Annotated in this window: 17 protein-coding genes; 1 reads left to right on the top strand and 16 read right to left on the bottom strand. The window is 63.8% G+C overall.

The window, feature by feature from the left end; translation table 11 throughout:
- Positions 1-54 precede the first annotated feature (54 nt).
- The 12 genes from tilS to ruvC all read right to left on the bottom strand — a co-directional run bounded on the left by tilS (position 55) and on the right by ruvC (position 9,760).
- Positions 55-1,308, bottom strand: a complete 1,254-nt coding sequence (gene tilS, locus FGK63_RS09505; protein ID WP_246043994.1) for a tRNA lysidine(34) synthetase TilS — start codon at positions 1,306-1,308, stop codon at positions 55-57.
- Positions 1,305-2,132, bottom strand: a complete 828-nt coding sequence (gene ybgF, locus FGK63_RS09500) for a tol-pal system protein YbgF (protein WP_138841552.1) — start codon at positions 2,130-2,132, stop codon at positions 1,305-1,307. Before ybgF ends, tilS begins: the two co-directional genes overlap by 4 nt.
- 4 nt (positions 2,133-2,136) lie before the next feature.
- A complete protein-coding gene (gene pal / locus FGK63_RS09495) occupies positions 2,137-2,655 on the bottom strand; it encodes a peptidoglycan-associated lipoprotein Pal (RefSeq protein WP_138841550.1) in 519 nt (172 codons plus the stop codon).
- 90 nt (positions 2,656-2,745) lie between these two features.
- Positions 2,746-4,065, bottom strand: a complete 1,320-nt coding sequence (tolB, locus tag FGK63_RS09490; protein ID WP_138841548.1) for a Tol-Pal system beta propeller repeat protein TolB — start codon at positions 4,063-4,065, stop codon at positions 2,746-2,748.
- A complete protein-coding gene (locus FGK63_RS09485) occupies positions 4,062-5,198 on the bottom strand; it encodes an energy transducer TonB (protein WP_138841546.1) in 1,137 nt (378 codons plus the stop codon). Before FGK63_RS09485 ends, tolB begins: the two co-directional genes overlap by 4 nt.
- 15 nt (positions 5,199-5,213) lie before the next feature.
- Positions 5,214-5,681, bottom strand: a complete 468-nt coding sequence (tolR, locus tag FGK63_RS09480) for a protein TolR (RefSeq protein ID WP_138841544.1) — start codon at positions 5,679-5,681, stop codon at positions 5,214-5,216.
- Between the two features lie 3 nt (positions 5,682-5,684).
- On the bottom strand, positions 5,685-6,380 hold the full coding sequence (tolQ, locus tag FGK63_RS09475) for a protein TolQ (RefSeq protein ID WP_138841542.1): 696 nt from the start codon (positions 6,378-6,380) through the stop codon (positions 5,685-5,687).
- A 108-nt stretch (positions 6,381-6,488) separates the two neighbouring features.
- Entirely contained in the window at positions 6,489-6,872 is a 384-nt protein-coding gene (gene ybgC, locus FGK63_RS09470) for a tol-pal system-associated acyl-CoA thioesterase (protein WP_138841540.1), read from the bottom strand.
- Entirely contained in the window at positions 6,869-7,492 is a 624-nt protein-coding gene (locus tag FGK63_RS09465; RefSeq protein ID WP_138841538.1) for a hypothetical protein, read from the bottom strand. Before FGK63_RS09465 ends, ybgC begins: the two co-directional genes overlap by 4 nt.
- A gap of 63 nt (positions 7,493-7,555) precedes the next feature.
- A complete protein-coding gene (ruvB, locus tag FGK63_RS09460) occupies positions 7,556-8,575 on the bottom strand; it encodes a Holliday junction branch migration DNA helicase RuvB (RefSeq protein ID WP_138841536.1) in 1,020 nt (339 codons plus the stop codon).
- 7 nt (positions 8,576-8,582) lie between these two features.
- Positions 8,583-9,266 carry a Holliday junction branch migration protein RuvA gene (ruvA, locus tag FGK63_RS09455; protein ID WP_138841534.1) on the bottom strand — a complete coding sequence of 228 codons (684 nt, stop codon included), beginning with the start codon at positions 9,264-9,266 and terminating at the stop codon, positions 8,583-8,585.
- Positions 9,263-9,760 carry a crossover junction endodeoxyribonuclease RuvC gene (ruvC, locus tag FGK63_RS09450; RefSeq protein ID WP_138841533.1) on the bottom strand — a complete coding sequence of 166 codons (498 nt, stop codon included), beginning with the start codon at positions 9,758-9,760 and terminating at the stop codon, positions 9,263-9,265. Before ruvC ends, ruvA begins: the two co-directional genes overlap by 4 nt.
- A 331-nt stretch (positions 9,761-10,091) precedes the next feature.
- Here ruvC and FGK63_RS09445 point away from each other — a divergent pair, with 331 nt between their 5' ends.
- On the top strand, positions 10,092-10,304 hold the full coding sequence (locus tag FGK63_RS09445; protein WP_138841531.1) for a DUF1127 domain-containing protein: 213 nt from the start codon (positions 10,092-10,094) through the stop codon (positions 10,302-10,304).
- 88 nt (positions 10,305-10,392) lie between these two features.
- On the opposite strand, the gene FGK63_RS09440 is transcribed toward FGK63_RS09445, so the two are convergent.
- The 4 genes from FGK63_RS09440 to FGK63_RS09425 all read right to left on the bottom strand — a co-directional run bounded on the left by FGK63_RS09440 (position 10,393) and on the right by FGK63_RS09425 (position 14,344).
- Complete coding sequence (locus tag FGK63_RS09440) at positions 10,393-10,737, bottom strand: hypothetical protein (protein WP_138841529.1); 345 nt, start codon at positions 10,735-10,737, stop codon at positions 10,393-10,395.
- A 95-nt stretch (positions 10,738-10,832) separates the two neighbouring features.
- Positions 10,833-11,711: a 50S ribosomal protein L11 methyltransferase gene (locus tag FGK63_RS09435; protein ID WP_138841527.1), complete on the bottom strand. Its 879-nt coding sequence runs from the start codon at positions 11,709-11,711 to the stop codon at positions 10,833-10,835.
- A complete protein-coding gene (locus tag FGK63_RS09430) occupies positions 11,711-13,105 on the bottom strand; it encodes an MATE family efflux transporter (RefSeq protein ID WP_246043993.1) in 1,395 nt (464 codons plus the stop codon). Before FGK63_RS09430 ends, FGK63_RS09435 begins: the two co-directional genes overlap by 1 nt.
- Before the next feature lie 6 nt (positions 13,106-13,111).
- Positions 13,112-14,344, bottom strand: coding sequence for an MFS transporter (locus FGK63_RS09425; protein WP_138841525.1), 1,233 nt, complete (start codon positions 14,342-14,344; stop codon positions 13,112-13,114).
- Positions 14,345-14,358: the final 14 nt, after the last annotated feature.

Here is a 14,358-nt window from a genome sequence, read left to right as displayed (position 1 = left end):
GCTTCGGAGGAGACTGCCGACTTGTGCCTTAAAATAGAGATGATTGAGGCAGGTTCAATGCGATAAAAGGAAAGCAAAGAACTCTTCGTCCCCTGCCGGCAGTTCCGCCTGCCAATGGTTCGCGAATCCAGCTAGAGGCGCGGCCAGTACTTCATCACCCTTCCATACCGCCGGCGTGCCGGACAGGACCGCGTAGGGGCGGCCGGTGTCTCGCCAATCCGGGACCTGCCGCAACCCCTCTTCGCCCAAGGCGCGAACCACCGCACCTTGGGTCGCCGGGCCCGTGATGACCCAGCGGCGGTCCCATGTCTGGCCCGGCTGCGCGACGATGTCCCGGACAGCGTTGTATTCGCGGCAAAAACGCACGACCCCTCCCGCCGGCAGAACCAGGCACCCGCCCAGCACGCCGGGCAAGTCCGCATTCACCGCCGACAGGGTGTGTTGCACCGCACCGCTCCGCGGCGGATATGTGCCGCCCCCGATCCAGTTGACGATGCCCACCAGCAAGCGGCGTGAAATCTCCTCGGGCAGCGCAAGAAAACCGCTACGATCCACCAGAACATCGCCCGCGTCGATCCGCACGAGCCTGCGGGCGGTTTCCTGCGTACACCGCTCCAAAGCGTCGCGCGCCTGTGCCATGTTCTGCGCCACCCGGGCAAGTGTTCCGGCGGTGATCCCCAGCGGTTCCAGCCCGGCCAACGCTTCGCGGGCCTTGATCCGGTCAAACCGCAAATCCCGATTCGACGGGTCTTCGGCCCAGGACAACCCGCGTTCACGCAGGTGGTCACGCAGGCGCGCGCGGGTAATTCCGAGCAGAGGCCGCACAAGCAGCACACCGTTTTCCATTCGCTGATGCGGCATCGCCGCCAAACCAGTGACACCTGCGGAACGCGCAAGGCGCATCAGCACGGTTTCGGCCTGATCATCCGCCGTGTGGCCCAGGGCGACCGCCTCGACGTCATGTTGCCGCGCCCAGTCGGTCAGCAATGCGTAGCGCGCCTGCCGCGCTTGATCCTGAAGATTGCCGGAGCCGTCCCAGCCCTTCCACCGAAGGATCTCGTGCGGCACATCGAGACGTTCGGCCAATCGGGCAACGCCCGCTGCTTCTTCCGATGAACCCTCGCGCAACCCGTGATCCACAGTTGCGGCGAACAGCTTCGTGCCTTCATCCGCAGCCAGACCGGTCAGCAGGTCAAGAAGAGCGACCGAATCGCCGCCGCCCGAAACGGCGACACCCAAGCGGCGCGGCAAGGTGTCCGGAAGCTGCGCGCGGACCTCGTCCCGAAGGGATTTGGCCCCTGCCGTCAAGTACAGCCCAGCGCCGCCATTTCCTGGCTGGCCTTGGAAACCGAGTCCGAGGATGGAAAACGCACCGAAACTTCGCCCAGCGTGATGCAGGCCTGGTCGATCTGTCCAAGACGGCCCAGTGCTGCACCCAGTTCGAAAAGCGCCTGGGGCGCAACCGGGCCCTCGGAGTCACCCGTAAAACTGGCGAGGAAGGCGCGCGCGGCCTCCCGCGTGTCGCCAAGCCCTTCCAGAGCCCGCCCGCGTTTCAGGTTGGCCTCGGGCGCCAGAGGGCTGCCGGGATAGTTCGCCTCGAAATTGGCGAGCAGCGAGGCTGCGGTCTGGAAATCCCCCTCGTCCAGCGCCTTTGACGCCGCATCGAATTCGGCGCGCTCACCGACGGCCAGTTCTTCGCTGCCGCCGGCAGGGGGCACGGCAGGCGTGGGAGTGCTGACGACGGACGTTCCGCCCTGATCACCACCCAACGTCGACGTCTCACCCAGCGCGCCGAGATCGCCGCCTTCCAGTTCGACCAGCCGGAATTCGAGATCGCCGATCCGGTTGGTGCCGTCGGCGACGATATTCTCGATCCGCTGGTTCAGCTGTTCGGTCAGGCTGGTCAGGCGCTGCAATTCGGCCTCGATGGCGTCGACTCGTTCCAGAACCGAACTGCCGGCCAGATTGGGCGACGGTGCGCCGGTGGTGGAGAATTCGCGCTTTAGGCGCTGGATCTCCACGTGCAGCACCGTCAGTTCCTGCCGGATATCCGCAAGCGTCTGCTGATCCTGCGCGCAGGCCATGCCCGCCGTCGCGACAGCCGCAATCAGAACCAATGCCGCAATGCGCATCGACTTACCCCGTGGTTGCGCCGGTCAGCACCGTGACGGCCCGGCGGTTCTTGGTGTAGCAGGATTCGTCACTGCAGATCTCGATCGGGCGTTCCTTGCCGTAGCTCACGGTCGTCAGCCTGCTGCCCGCGACGCCGCGCGAGATCAGGTATTCGCGCGCCGCATTGGCCCGGCGTGCGCCAAGCGCAAGGTTGTATTCGCGCGTTCCCTGCTCGTCCGCATGGCCTTCGATGGTTGCCGAGTAGTCTGGGTTGGCCATCAGCCATTGCGCCTGGGCCTGCAGCGTGGACTGCGCCTCGGGCGACAACGTGGACTGGTCCACGGCAAAGAGCACACGGTCGCCGACCGCCTGCTGGAAATAGGCCGGCGAGCGCGGATCACTGACCGATCCGGGCGCAAGCGTGCTGCCACCGATACCGGTGCCGGTTCCGCTGCCGTCGCCCCACGAGGACGGATCGTTGTTGCTGCAGGCCGCAATCAGCGTCAGCGCGCCGAGGGCGGTGATTTTGCCCAATATGTTCATTTCCGGTTGCCTCACGTTTCCATTGTTTCTTTGTCTCTGTCTACCACACCGCCAGGCTCATGGGAACGCTACCGGGCGGTGTGATTTTCGTCAGTTCTGCAGCGGCGACCAGGACGGATCGCTGGCGCCGTCCGGCGTCCGCACCGGGCGCAGGTTGCGCCCCGAAATGTCCACCGAATATAGCGAAGATTGACCGCTTGCGCCCTGAGTTTCCCGCGTGAACATGATCACGCGGCCATTGGGCGACCATGTCGGCCCTTCATCAAGGAAGGATGCCGTCAGCAGGCGTTCTTCGCTGCCGTCAATCCGCATCACGCCGATATGGAACCGGCCCTTGTTCTGCTTGGTGAAGGCGATCAGGTCACCGCGCGGCGACCAGACCGGAGTACCATACCGCCCTTGCCCGAAACTGATGCGCGTCGCCTCGCCGCCATTCGCCGGCATGACATAGAGTTGCGGCGTGCCCGAGCGATCGCTTTCGAACACGATCCGGCTGCCGTCGGGCGAATAGCTGGGTGCGGTTTCGATGGACGGGGCGCTGGTCAGCCGTACGCTGTTGCCCGTGGAGATATCCATCCGCCACAGATCCGTGTTTCCGCCTTGCGCCAGCGAATAGAGCACCGTCTTGCCGTCCGGGGCAAAGCGGGGCGCAAAGCTCATCGTGCCTTCCTGGGTCGGCAGAACCTGCCGCTGGACCCGGTTCACGTCCAGCACGTAGATGCGCGGCGTGCCGCTTTCGTAGCTGGTGTAGAGCAACCGATCGCCCGCCGGCGAGAACCGCGGCGCCAGCACGATCGAGGAACTGTCGGTCAGGTACTGCACGTTGGCGCCGTCGTAATCCATGATCGCCAGGCGCTTGCGGCGCTGATCCTTGGGACCGCTTTCGGACACGAAGGCGACCCGGCTGTCGAAATAGGCGCCCTCGCCGGTGATCCGGCTGTAGACCTGATCGGCGACCTTGTGTGCCATGCGGCGCCATCCGTCCGTCGTGCCGGCGAATTGCAGCCCGCTGCCCAATTCCGCGCCCGAGAAAACATCCCAGATGCGGAACCGCACCGACAGGCGGTTGCCTGAAACGTTGACCGCCCCGGTCACCAGAGCCTGCGCATTGATCGCCTTCCAATCGGCGAACTGCACCGGCGCCTCGAAACTGCTGACCCGGCTGATGAAGGCGTCCGAGGAGATCTCGCGGAACAGCCCGGTTCCAGTCAGGTCGGCCGAGATCACCCTGGAAATCTCCCTGGCATAGTCCGCCGCCGCCGCGCTGTCCGGCACGAAATCCGGCACCGCGAAGGGCATCGGTTCGATAACCCCCTCGTCGATGACGATCCGGAGCGGCTGGCCCTGCGCATGTGCAGGCGCGGCCAGCAAGGCCGCGCCAAGGAAGAGGCTGGTCAGGAATTTCATCATTTGATCCGCATCCTCTCGGGATTGAATGTCATTTCGATTGCCTGCCACTGGTCATATTTGTCAGCGGGCAGGTCGTAACCTTTGGCGCCACAGCGAATGATCGCACGGCGCGCGGCGTCGAAAGCCTGTTTCGCGGCGCCGGAAGAACCGCCCGAGCTTTCGAGCATCCGGATGCTGTCGGTGACCGGCGTGCCGTCGCGGTTCATGGTGACCGAGACCACCACTGTCGTCTTGAGCGCCTCGGTGGACAGCGATCCCACGTTCCAGCAATTCGAAACAGCCACGCGCAGCGCGTCCTTTTCGCCGCCGGTCAGTGGCGGGCCGGACGGAGTCGTGTCACTCTGCTGCGCGTCGCCCAGAGCTTCCGCCAATGCATCCTTGACCGCATCATCCGTGCTTGACGACGGCTTGTCCTCGGCAACGGGCTTTGTGGGCTCGGCGGGTTTCTCGACTTCGGCGGTTTGTGCCGGCTCGGACCGTTGCGGACGTTTCGAAGGCGGGCGTGGCGACCGGTCGGGCGCGAGTTCCTTGCTTTGCTCGGCTTCGGTCACGATCTGATCGGTGGCTTCCTCGGGCGCGGTCTGCTCCTGCTGCTCGCGCGGCGTGTCAGCGCCCTTTTCGTCGGCGACCGGAGGGGTTTCCACTTCGTCGGGCTTGGCTTCGGGCGGCGGCGGCGCGACCGGCTGCGGCGCGACCTTTTCGGCCGGGCGCGGTTTCGGTTTCTTGCCTGGCGGAACCGGCAGGGCGACAACTTCGGGTTCCGGCTGCACCAGTGTCGGCGTCTGCTCGACCACCTCGGGATCCGGCGTGTCCACGACGACCTCGGGCTGCGTTTCCGGCGCTGGCTGCGGTTCCGGAGGAGTGACTGGCTCGGGGCGCGGTTGCTGCACTTCCGTCTGCTCCGGCACCTTCACCTCGTCGTCCTGTTTCGGCGGTTCCTGCAGATCCGACGGCGCGTCGGACACCACCGGCGCCGGCGTGGGCGCGAACAGTGCTGCATATTCCTCGGCCGAAATCACGGACACATCCTGTACCTCAAACGGCAACGGTTCGGACCGGAAGGTGCCGCCGAACAGCGCCCATCCGACCAAAGTCACATGGGCAATCGCCGAGATCTTGGTGCCGGTCTGCAAACCGCTGCCTCACTCTCAGCCGCCGTCCAACGTCGGCCCGCCGGTATCGGTCACCAGGCCCACATTGGAGAACCCACCGGCATTCAGCGCGCCCATGACCTGCATCACCTGTTCATAGGGAAGCCCGCCGTCTGCGCGCAGGAACACCTTGTCACTTGCGCGTTCTGCCGCAATCGCGCGCAACTTCCCGATCAATTCCTCGCGAGCGACATCCGTGGTCTGGATCTGCACCCGCCCATCAACGGTCAGGGTGACCGTCAGCGGCTCTTCGGTGTCCGACGGCAAGGCGCTGGCGGCGGTCTTCGGCAATTCGACCGGAACGCCTACCGTCAAAAGCGGCGCCGCCACCATGAAGATGATCAGCAGCACCAGCATGACGTCCACAAAAGGCGTGACGTTGATTTCGGACATGGGCCGCGCCCTGCCCCGACGCCGCCCGCGCCTGCGACCGTCGCCCCCGCTCTGTTGAACCGCCGCGCCCATCGCTCAACTGTCCAACTGGCGCGAGAGGATGGTGGCGAATTCGTCGGCGAAGGCTTCATAGCCCGCGACGATCCGGTCACTGTCCGCGCTCAGCTTGTTGTAGAAGATCACCGCCGGAATGGCGGCCAGCAAGCCCAGGCCGGTCGCCAGCAGCGCCTCGGCGATGCCTGGCGCCACCACGGCCAGGTTGGTGTTCTGTTGTTCGGCGATCTCGACGAAGGCGTTCATGATCCCCCAGACGGTTCCGAACAGCCCGATGAAGGGTGCGGTCGAGCCGACGGTGGCCAGGACCGGCAGTCCTTTCTGCAGGATCTCCGTCTCCTTCGCGATCGCGACATCCATCGACCTGTCGATGCGCGCCTGCGCGCCTGCGATCATGCCGCCGTCATTGCGATGGGATCGCCGCCATTCGATCATGCCCGCCGCAAAGATCTTCTCAGAGCTTCCCTCGGGCTGCGGCCCGGTCTGGTCGAACAGTTCGTCCAGCGGGTTGCCGGACCAGAACACCTCGTCGAAAGCGTCGGCCTCACTCCGCGCCGAACGGTAGTTGATCAGCTTCTGGATGATGATGGCCCACGACCAGAAGGACGCCACCACTAGCATCAGCATCACCAATTTCACGATAAAGGTCGCGCGGGCAAACAGCCCCCACATGGAGAAATCTATCTCCTGCGCCAGCGCCAGCGTCTCAGCTTCCATGAACCTGCTCTTTTCTGCCTTATGGCCTGTTCGTTCGGCCTTATTTTGCAGAACGCTAACGCAGTTCAAGGGGAAATACCAACAGAACCACTGCTGTTGCAGAAAATGTTACAGCAATGCGCGAATCTCTGCCGGCAGACGTACCGGTTTCCCGGCCGAGTTCATGCAGACGGCGGTGACATTCGCCCGGAACACGTCGATGTCACCGCGCCGGACCACCTGCGCCATGGTCAGCCGCGCCCCTGACAGGGCCATGATTTCTGTTTCGACGGTCAGATCGTCCTCGAACCTGGCGGTCGAGAGGTATTCTGCCTCGATTTTCCGGACTACCCAGACGATCCCGGCGTCGCGCATGGCGTTCTGGTCATTGCCCAGCCGCCGAACCCAGTCCGAACGGGCGCGCTCGATGTAGCGAAGATAGTTCGCGTGATAGACGATGCCCCCCATGTCGGTGTCTTCGTAATAGACGCGAACGGGGAAGACATGCTTCATTGCGGACGCTCCAGGCGGGCGAACAACCTCAGCGCGTGGGAGCTGTCCCGCGTCGCCCCCGGCAGGACCGGATCATAGGCGGCACGTATGAGACCGGCAATATCGGGGCGCAGGATCGTCGCGTCACCCGCCAGCGCCAAGGGCGATTGCGTTCGGAACGCCGTATCCGACCACAGTAGGATGGTCTGCGCGACCTGGCTCAGCGCCAGGGTCTCGGCCGGCAGTGCCTGAAGCTGCTCATCCATGCGCAGGAAGACGAAGGCCGCCTTGATCGCGCCATCCGCCTCGAAGCGGAACACGCGGTACTGGTTGGCGCCCGCTTCGATCAGCCGCTCGACCAAGGGGCCCAGGTCCGGGATGAGCCGGTCGAGGTCTGGGACCTCCAGCAGCTCGTTCCATTCCCGAAAAAAGAAGACCATGCAATTGGCGCCAAGTTCCGGATCGGTTTCGGCCATCTTGTGCCCGGCCAAGGCCACCACCGCCTCGAAAGCCCCCTTGACCACCGACAGTGTCTGCTCCTCGACCCCAAAGACGACCGGCACGATCGGTCGACCCCAACGGGCAAACAGGAATTCCCCGGTTTCTCGGGTGAACAGTGCTTCTATCTCTTGTGGTGTCACGCGCCGATCTTCATCATTTTGCAAATACTCCCGCCGGAGGCATAAAATCTCCGGCGCGCGGCTTCAACCAAAGAGATCGCTCTGCCGTTTTGGCATCGGCAAGCCCAGGTGTTCCCACGCCTTTTGCGCCAGCATCCGACCGCGCGGCGTGCGCTGGATCAGGCCCTGCTGCAGCAGGAACGGCTCGATAACTTCTTCCAGCGAGTCCCGGCTTTCGGACAAAGCTGCGGACAGGGTTTCAATTCCCACCGGTCCGCCCGAATAGTTCTCGGCGATCAGGCGTAGGTACCGGCGGTCGGCCCCGTCCAGACCCAGATGGTCCACCCCAAGTCGCGTCAAGGCGTTATCCGCCAGATCCCGGGTGATCCGCCCGTCCCCTTCGACCACGGCAAAGTCAACGACCCGGCGCAGCAGGCGCCCGGCAATTCGGGGCGTCCCGCGCGAGCGCCGCGCGATCTCGCGCGCGCCATCCAGTTCCGCCGGTGCCCCCAGTTTGCGCGCGTTCCGGGTGACGATCTCGTGCAATTCGTCGACGGTATAGAATTGCAGCCGTGTCGGGATGCCGAACCGGTCACGCAGAGGCGTGGTCAACAGCCCCATCCGCGTGGTCGCACCCACCAGCGTGAAGGGCTGCAACTCGATCCGCACGGTGCGCGCGGCGGGGCCCTCGCCGATCACGAGATCAAGCTCGAAATCCTCCATCGCGGGGTACAACACTTCTTCTACCGCCGGGTTCAGCCGGTGGATCTCGTCTATGAACAGAACATCCCGCGCCTCGAGATTGGTGAGGATCGCGGCAAGGTCCCCCGCCTTGGCCAGCACCGGGCCCGACGTCATGCGGAAATTCACGCCCAGCTCCCGCGCCATGATCTGCGCCAGCGTCGTCTTGCCCAGACCCGGCGGTCCATGAAACAGCGTGTGATCCATCGCCTCGCCGCGTTGGCGGGCGGATTGGATGAAGATGCGCAGGTTCGCCCGAGCCTCGGCCTGCCCGATGAATTCGTCCAGCCCCTGCGGGCGCAGCGCGCGGTCGTTGTCCTCGGGCAGAGGCTCCGGCCTTATGGTGGGATCCGCGTCGATCATCGTTCATTCACCCTTTCGGAGCCAAAAGCCGCAACGCCGAGCGGATAAGCTCTGCCTCACCCGCCTCGGGCGTGGCGGCGGCGGCTTCGGCGACAGCGGCTGCGGCCTCGGATGGGCCGTAGCCCAGGTTGGACAGGGCGGACAAGGCCCCTGCCGACGCGGCCGCCGCTCCCACCGGCTGCCTGGCGACGGGTTTGCGTTCCGGAGCGGGCGCGGCCTCGTCAGGTTCCAAAACGTCGGTGACTGGGCCGTCCATCGCATCGACTACGGTTCCACCCATCGCCATCACGCCCGGGGCCTTGTCCTTGAGGTCAAGCACGATCCGCTGCGCCGTCTTGGGGCCGACGCCCTTGGCGGCCTTGACAGACGCCCAGTCGCCCAAAGCGATCGCCCGGCTGACGCCATCGGGCCCAAGCGCCCCCAGGATCGCGAGCGAAACCTTGGCCCCGACGCCCTGCACCGAGCAGAGAAGGCGGTGCCATTCCTTCTCGACAAGCGACGTGAAGCCGTAAAGCTGCATCAGATCCTCGCGCACCACCATGTCGGTATACAGCGCGACCGCCTCGCCCACGCCCGGCAATGCCGCCATGGTCCGGTCCGAGCAATAGACGATGTACCCGACCCCGCGCACGTCGATCAGGATGTGATCTGCCGCGCGGTAGTCCAGACGCCCTGTCAACTTGCCGATCATGCCCGCGCCTCCTTCGGCCGCCCAAACTGCGCCTTGCCGTAGTAGGCGTGGCAAATGGCGATCGCCAGCGCGTCGGCAGCGTCCGCCCCTTTCGGCTGGCACCCCGGCAGTTGCAGCTTGACCATGTGCAGGACCTGCTCCTTTTCCGCATGACCGACGCCGACCACCGTCTTCTTGACCCGGTTGGGCGCGTATTCCCCGACCGGCAGTCCTGCCTGCGCCAGCGTCAGCAGCGCCACCCCCCGCGCCTGCCCCAGCTTGAGCGTTCCAGCGCCATCCTTGTTCACGAAAGTCTGTTCGATCGCGGCCTGATCCGGCGCAAACTCGGCGATGACCTCGACGATCTGGTTGTGAAGAGACAAGAGGCGTTCACCCAAATCGTCGCCGTCGGAGTGGCACAGCCCGTTGGCGACATGGCTAAGGCGGCTGCCATGCGATTCGATGACGCCCCATCCCAGGGTTCTCAACCCCGGATCAATGCCCAGAATCCGCATGTTTCGCCTCGGCCTGCTCGGGTTATGGTTCTTTTGTTCCGAATTAGCACGAACCGAGAACATTTTCCAAGCGATTTGACCTCACGCACGAAAACGACGGAACTGTCCGAAACACGACATTCCGGGCCAAATGCGCCGTTCGGCGGTTCGGAATCGACATCCGGAAACCGTGAAAAAGGCCAATGTTTCAAAGGTATTGCGCGCTGCCAAACCATTGCAGGAAACGCATGGCACACATGCATTTTCTGCACTTGCACAGTCGATCCGGCGCGACTAGATGCCCGCTCACTGAAAGAACGGAATAGTAGCTCCAATCGGAAAGGAACAGGATATGGCTGCACTGGACACCACCCGCGCCACCACCGGCTCGTTCGGCCTTGCAGGCCGTATCGGCGCAATCTTCGCATCGGTCGTGAACGCCGTTGTGGAATGGAACGACGCCCGCGTTACCCGCAACGCGCTGGCCGGTCTGACCGACCGTGAACTGGAAGATATCGGTCTCTGCCGCGGCGACATCGACGTCGTGGCCGAAGGCCGGCGTTAAGCCAACCACTCACTCATTGCCCCTCTCCTCCCTCGGGGGCGAAAAGAAAACGCCGCGTGACCTCCCTCACACGGCGTTTTTCTTTTTCCTAGCGGAGAACCTTGGTGAATTGCGCAGCCAGGAACTCGGATACGGGTTCGGCCTGCATCACCCAAGCGCCTGCCTTTTCCACCGGCGTTCCGTTGCTCAGCCGTTGAACGCGCTCGTCATAGGAAGTCGCTCCTATGGTCGACAGCAGGAATGCCTTGAACGCAAAGAACGCGCAGAGCGCCATGACGATCACCCGCGTCGGGATCGCCGAGCGAACCCGGTAGGGTTTCATGACGACCAGGCCGTCCGAGCGGACCTGCGTACGGTAGCCGCGCGACATCTTCTGGTGCTTCTTGTTCAAGCGATGAACGCGCTGGTCGAATTCCAGTTGTTTTCCGGTCATGGCAGCCTCCAAACCGCCCCCCATCAAATTCAAGGACGGTACTGAAACAATGCGACAAAACCGTGGCGGAAAACCAGAAAACTCCCTGAAAGCGTCTAATTCGCGCCCTGTTTCCTTAAAATCAGCGTCGTCCACTCACCAATCTGGTCCCGCGCACACAGATTGACGCCGTTCTCGAAATAAACCGATATGACGTCATCCGCCTGTTCATTGAGTATTCCCGACAGGATCGCATGTGCGCCGGCCTGCAGATTCGCGGCCACCTCGGGCGCCAGGGCCACCAAGGGACCTTTGAGGATATTGGCGAAGATCAGGTCGAACGGACCGGCGGCCCGCAACTCGGGATGGTCGAATCCCGCCGCTTCAAGACAACGGACGGCCCCTTCCATCCCGTTCGCGCGCAGGTTCGCCTCGGCCACATCTACGGCGACCTGGTCGATGTCGCTGGCCAGGACATCACCCTGCCAGATCCGAGCGGCAGCCATGGCCAGAACCGCGGTACCGCATCCGATGTCGGCCACTTTCGACGCCTCGAAACCGTCTTCAATCAACTTGTCCAGCGCTTTCAGGCAACCAAGCGTGGTGCCGTGATGGCCGGTGCCGAACGCCATCGCCGCTTCGATCAGCAGCGGCACGCGCCCCTCGGGCAGCTTGTCGGCGTCGTGGCTGCCATAGACGAAGAAGCGGCCCGCCTCGACCGGCGCCAGTTCCCGCCGCACATGCGCGACCCAATCGGTCTCGGGCAGTTCAGACACGACGAAGGGCTTGGACCCGAAAGCCGCTGCAAGCACCGCCAGCGCCGCGTCGTCCGGCGGGTCGGTGAAGTAGCCGCCCACCTCCCACAATCCCGACCCATCCTCGACCTCGAAGATGCCAACGCCGGTGGGTTCCGGGTCCAGGCGTTCCATCGCTTCGCCCAGCCCTTCGGCGGCGGCCTTGCCCTTCAGCGTGGTCAGAGCGGTATATGTCGGCATCAGCGTCTCCTGAATCTGTCAGGATGCGCGTAGGACCGTGGCGGCGCGAGGTCAAGCTTGGGCAGCGTCTCGCGCCCCAGCGTTCCGACATAGCGCCAACCCCAGAACGAGGCAGCCAGCCCGACGATCAGACTGCACAGCGCCTGGGCATAGATGACGCCCGGCGCGCCAAAGGTCGAGGCCAGCCATATGGCCGCCGGCAATGTCAGCACCACGTCCCGCGTCCAGTTGGTCATGGTCGCGCGCCTTGCCCGGCCCAGCGCATTGAAAGCCGCATTCGAAACGAACAGCAACGAGGCAAAGACGAATCCGCCCGCACCGACGACCGTGAATGCCGCCAGAACCTTGACCGCCGCGTCCGGCAACGCGAACCAGCCCGCTATTGCCGGTGTCGCCATGAATAGGATTGCCCACATCACCAGCGTGTATCCAAGCCCGAAGAGGATCGAGTCGCGATAGGTACATCTCACGCGGTCGAATTCCCTTGCTCCGTAGTTCTGGCCGAATATGCCGCCGATTGCCCCTGCCAGCGAAAAGATGCCGCCAAAGGCCACCACGGTCAGCCGCCCGACCACCGCCCATCCGGCCATGGCCTGATCGCCAAAGGGGGCCATCACCGTCGTCAGGATGTAGTTGCCGACCGGCGCGGCAAGTTGCGTCAGGATCGCGGGAACGGCAATCAGAAGATAGGGGCGCAAACTTCCCAGACAGTCGCGCAATCTGGGGCGGGCCAGCAGGTCATGCGGCACCGTCGCAAAATAAATAGCCATGCCGAACATCACGAACCGGAAAAGCACGACGCCATACGCCGCCCCGTCCAACCCCATCTCCAGCACGTAGATCAGGATCGGGTCGATCACCATGGCCACTCCGCCCGAGGCCAGGGTGACTGACATGGAGCGCATCGCATCTCCTTCGGCGCGCAGCGCGCCGTTGGCGATCATTCCGGCCGCCATGATGCCCAGCGAAGGAACGGTGATGGACAAATAGCGCGCGGCCAGCGCGGCGGTCTCGCCCTCTGCGCCCGAAAGGCTCACGATCTGGTGGCGGAATGCCAGGATCAGCAGGCCAACGGCGCTCTGGATCAGGAAGGCGAGGAACATCGCGCTGGTGGCTTGCCTGCGTGCCAGGCCGCGCCGCCCCTCTCCGATCCGGCGCGAGATCAGGGCGGTCGCGGCGATCATCAGACCGATCCCGACGCTGACCGACAGGAACTGGATGGCAAAGGCAAATCCGATTGCCGCCATCAGCCGCGGCTGTTGCAGTTTCGCGATCCAGAACAGGTTGGCCGCGTCCACCAGAAAGACAAAGGTGATGCCCATGGCGCCCGCCAGGGTCATGCGCACCACATGCCCCATGGTCGAACCGGTCAGGAACCGCCCTCTATTTGCCATGCGCGCTCATTCCGCCGGCGCCGGGGCAAATCGGGAGAAGACCGTTTCGTTTCCCGGTTCCGGGTGGCGCGGGATCAGCAAGGACAGCGACAGCGACACCAGCGCCATCGCCGCCGCCAAACCGAACACTGCCCCGGGCGAGACCACCCAAAGCAGCCCAAGCAGAACCGGCAGGAACACCGCGGCGATGTGGTTGATCGTGAAGGCCACGGCCGCGGTGGGGGCGATGTCCGCGGGGTCTGCAATCTTTTGGAAATAGGTTTTCAGCGCCAGCGCCAGTGCGAACAGGATATGATCGATCACGTAGAGAATGGCCGCCAGTACGACACCCCAACCGAACCAGTAGATGCCGCCATACGCGGCGAACACCGTGGCCAGCCCGGCATATTCGAAGATAAGAGTGCGGCGTTCACCGAACTTGGCGACGGCCTTACCCAGCAGTGGCGCGACCAACATGTTGATCAGCAGGTTGATCAGATAAAGCCCGGTCAATTCGTGAACTTTGAAGCCGAATTTCTCGACCATCATGAAGCCCGCGAAAACGACAAAGATCTGCCGGCGCGCGCCGGCCATGAATTGCAGCGCGTAATACAGCCAGTACCGCCGGCGCAGGATCAGTTTCTTGGTCTGCGGCGTCGGCGAATCGAACTGTGGGTAGGCGACGAGGCTGAACAGCGCCAGCAGAACGGTCAGACCGCCGGCCGCCATGAAGACCGTGTTGTAGGCCAGATCGAACCTCTCCCACGTAAGGACGATCAGCCCGTAAACCACCAGCGTCGCGGCCGAACCCGCTGCAACCAGCCATCCAAGGACCTGCGGCGCACGATCCTTGGGCAACCATTGCAATTGCAGCGACTGGTTTACCGTCTCGTAATAGTGAAACCCGATGGAACTGAAGAGGGTGACGAACAACAACCCGCCGAGGTTGGGAAACCAGGCCGTGACCGCCGTGGCCACCCCAAGCAGCACCAGCGAGATCATCGCCAGAACCTGTTCGCGGATGAAAAGGATCACCGCGATCACCCCGATCGCCAGAAAGCCGGGGATCTCGCGCACCGTGTGGAGAAGACCGATATCCGCACCGTCGAAGTCCGCCATTTCGATGACGAAATTGTTGAGCAGCGCGTTCCAGGCGTTGAATGCGATGGGCATGGTCACCGCCATGACGAACAGAAGCGTGACGGGACGGCGCCAGAGAGGCAGATTCCGCGCCTCGGACAGGGGTACGGGTTTCATCATGAGATGTCCTCTAC

The sequence above is a fragment of the Ruegeria sediminis genome, from assembly GCF_005938215.1.
In the GTDB taxonomy this organism is placed as follows: Bacteria; Pseudomonadota; Alphaproteobacteria; order Rhodobacterales; family Rhodobacteraceae; genus Ruegeria; species Ruegeria sediminis.
Note: the sequence above shows the minus strand (reverse complement) of the source record. Positions and strands in the feature narration are given on the sequence as shown.

Excerpts from the sequence above, each read along its gene's own strand:
- ybgF (WP_138841552.1), bottom strand. The coding sequence starts at position 2,132 with ATGCGCATTGCGGCATTGGTTCTGATTGCGGCTGTCGCGACGGCGGGC.
- pal (WP_138841550.1), bottom strand. The coding sequence starts at position 2,655 with ATGAACATATTGGGCAAAATCACCGCCCTCGGCGCGCTGACGCTGATT.
- tolB (WP_138841548.1), bottom strand. The coding sequence starts at position 4,065 with ATGATGAAATTCCTGACCAGCCTCTTCCTTGGCGCGGCCTTGCTGGCC.
- tolR (WP_138841544.1), bottom strand. The coding sequence starts at position 5,681 with ATGGGCGCGGCGGTTCAACAGAGCGGGGGCGACGGTCGCAGGCGCGGG.
- tolQ (WP_138841542.1), bottom strand. The coding sequence starts at position 6,380 with ATGGAAGCTGAGACGCTGGCGCTGGCGCAGGAGATAGATTTCTCCATG.
- ybgC (WP_138841540.1), bottom strand. The coding sequence starts at position 6,872 with ATGAAGCATGTCTTCCCCGTTCGCGTCTATTACGAAGACACCGACATG.
- ruvB (WP_138841536.1), bottom strand. The coding sequence starts at position 8,575 with ATGATCGACGCGGATCCCACCATAAGGCCGGAGCCTCTGCCCGAGGAC.
- ruvA (WP_138841534.1), bottom strand. The coding sequence starts at position 9,266 with ATGATCGGCAAGTTGACAGGGCGTCTGGACTACCGCGCGGCAGATCAC.
- ruvC (WP_138841533.1), bottom strand. The coding sequence starts at position 9,760 with ATGCGGATTCTGGGCATTGATCCGGGGTTGAGAACCCTGGGATGGGGC.
- FGK63_RS09445 (WP_138841531.1), top strand. The coding sequence starts at position 10,092 with ATGGCTGCACTGGACACCACCCGCGCCACCACCGGCTCGTTCGGCCTT.
- FGK63_RS09440 (WP_138841529.1), bottom strand. The coding sequence starts at position 10,737 with ATGACCGGAAAACAACTGGAATTCGACCAGCGCGTTCATCGCTTGAAC.
- FGK63_RS09435 (WP_138841527.1), bottom strand. The coding sequence starts at position 11,711 with ATGCCGACATATACCGCTCTGACCACGCTGAAGGGCAAGGCCGCCGCC.
- FGK63_RS09430 (WP_246043993.1), bottom strand. The coding sequence starts at position 13,105 with ATGGCAAATAGAGGGCGGTTCCTGACCGGTTCGACCATGGGGCATGTG.
- FGK63_RS09425 (WP_138841525.1), bottom strand. The coding sequence starts at position 14,344 with ATGATGAAACCCGTACCCCTGTCCGAGGCGCGGAATCTGCCTCTCTGG.